Below are 1,372 nucleotides of genomic sequence, written 5' to 3' on the forward strand. Positions count from 1 at the left end.
CAATGATTCGGTAAAATTTGAGGTTGTTCAGCCTTGGCTAAGCCGCTAACTGAGCCAACCGATGATTTATTTTCTTAATTATTTTGAGATGCGGAGATTTTCCGTAGGTCGAAATAATTGTAGAGGCGAGATAAGATTCAAACATAAGCCGTTTGAACTGTGCTAACGAAAGATCCGGATAATCTTTCCTTATGACCTCCTTGCAGACATTGAGTGCAGTGAAGGAAAGATTGAATGCGAAGTCAAGCCGGTCTTTGTCGCGTGTCTGTTGCGACTGGAGTCCGGTAAACTGCTTGGCATCGCGTATACCGAACTCAATCTGAAAGCGGGTGCGGTAGAAACCGATGATCTTTTCAGACCTCATATTGGTGTCGGTAGAGAAGTAAAGAAGAGGCTCTCCGTTTTCAACCGGACATACCACGATACGGATGTCGCGTTTCAATGCCCTCGAATGTACGACCGCCGTGTGACATCGGGTTTTGTTTCCTTTGGAATCCTCATATATGAATGAAGTGAACACGGACATATCAAGATTGGAGAAATCCACTTTCTCTCCATACTTTTTCTTTCTGCCGCGTCTTCGCGTGGCGGAGGAATCCGGTATGGCCAGATACCTCAGATATGAGTTGGCACGTAATCTCCCGACAAATCGAAATCCCATGCCAATCACTTCATTTACAAACTCATATTTGGAGAAAAAGGCATCGGCAACCAGAATATCCGTCAGTGAGAGCAGCTCTGTCGCCTTTGACCTGACAAGTGCCACATACCAGCCAAGCATTGACATTTGTTTCTCAGATTCAAGAGTCCTGAAGTTCGGTGACTGGACAGCACCGAGCATCACGCATGTATGTTTACTCAGACTTATTGCCCCGATCGCCATTATCTCCAGACCGCGTTTGACACGTTGTGCCACCCCTGACCAGAAACAGCCTATGCCATACGTCAGTCTGCCTGCTTTTGAAATGAACGACGGATCGATTGCCACTGCCATGTCATCGGCCGGCCCAAAACAATCCTGCGCCATACCTATGTTGACTTTCATCCAGTCTACGGATGTCTTGAAATTGGAAGCAAAGGTCTTGGCTGTACGACCGCCATAGCGCGACAGCCGGGTAAAATTGACTTTGCCCGGAATCAACGCCACAGTGCGTATTGTTAAAATCAGCCAGTTGAGGAACCTTTTGCTCATCTTGGTTGTAGTATTTTCAAATACCGACTTACACCGAAAGGTGAAGTCTTTGAGAATCGCCAATACGTTCATATTGTTTAATGTTTTTATAATGAACGCTTTGGCGATTCATTTGTATTTGACGATTCGATATATTAACTTAAGTTTCAACCACTTCGGTGATTTTTACCGAATCATTGT

1 protein-coding gene is annotated in these 1,372 nt (G+C 45.2%); it reads right to left on the reverse strand.

Going from position 1 to position 1,372, the window contains the following annotated elements; all coding sequences use genetic code 11:
* Positions 1 to 37: 37 nt before the first annotated feature.
* Positions 38 to 1,192: a transposase gene (locus C5O23_RS14085; RefSeq protein ID WP_161553624.1), complete on the reverse strand. Its 1,155-nt coding sequence runs from the start codon at positions 1,190 to 1,192 to the stop codon at positions 38 to 40.
* Positions 1,193 to 1,372: the final 180 nt, after the last annotated feature.

Source organism: Duncaniella muris (genome assembly GCF_003024805.1).
Classification (GTDB): Bacteria; Bacteroidota; Bacteroidia; order Bacteroidales; family Muribaculaceae; genus Duncaniella; species Duncaniella muris.